This window comes from Pseudomonas sp. MF6776 (assembly GCF_016613125.1).
GTDB lineage: Bacteria > Pseudomonadota > Gammaproteobacteria > Pseudomonadales > Pseudomonadaceae > Aquipseudomonas > Aquipseudomonas iridis.
This window is the reverse complement of record NZ_JAENSQ010000102.1, coordinates 1-842: the sequence shown is the minus strand read 5'-3', so window position 1 is coordinate 842 and position 842 is coordinate 1. Positions and strand designations below refer to the sequence as shown.

Annotated in this window: 1 pseudogene; it reads right to left on the bottom strand. The window is 61.2% G+C overall.

The window, feature by feature from the left end:
* Positions 1–842: pseudogene (gene istA, locus JJD74_RS30615) on the bottom strand (IS21-like element ISPst3 family transposase); the annotation flags it as partial.

Below are 842 nucleotides of genomic sequence, written 5' to 3'. Positions count from 1 at the left end.
AGCCCGCTGTATTGAGGGTGCGTCAGCTCGTTCCAAAGCGCGCGGCAGCGCTGGCCCAGCCAGGCATTGAGTTCCTCGAAGGAGTGAAACTGGCAGTCCTGGGCGTCTAGCCAGATACGCCTGCGGCTGTCTTGCACGTTCTTTTCAACGATGCCCTTTTCCCAACCAGCGGCGACGTTGCAGAAGTCCGGATCGAACAGGTAATGCGCGCACATCACCGCAAAGCGCGCATTCACCGCCCGGCCTTTGCCCTTATTGACCTTGTCGACGGCGGTCTTCATGTTGTCGTAGATGCCCCGGCGCGGCACGCCGCCCAAGGAGCCGAACGAGCGTGTATGGGCGTCAAATAACATCTCATGGCCCTGGCTCGGATACGCCACAAGCCAGAACGCACGGCTGGCACACAGCTTCAGATGTGCCACCTGCATACGCCGGTAAATGCCGCCGACCAGCAAGCCTTCCTCGCTCCAGTCAAACTGAAACGCCTCGCCAAGAGCAAAGGTCAGCGGCACAAAGGCCTGCGACGCCTTGCCCTGTCCCCCTCGCCAGGCACGGATAAACGCGGTGAGCTGGCTGTAGCCACCGTCATAACCTTCGGCTTTGATTTGCGCCAACAGCGCCTTGGCACTGCGCCGCTGTTGCTTGGGCCGCAGCGAATCGGCTTTTAGCGCCTGCTCCAGCGTGGCGTGAAAAGGGCTGAGTTTGTTGAAGATCGCGCGGCGTTGGTAGACCGGCGGCTTGGCCTCAGGTGCTCTGACCCACTTGCGAATCGTGTTGCGCGCCAACCCGGTGCGCTTGGCTATCTCATGCAGCGACAGCTTGTCGCGGAAATACATCCGGCG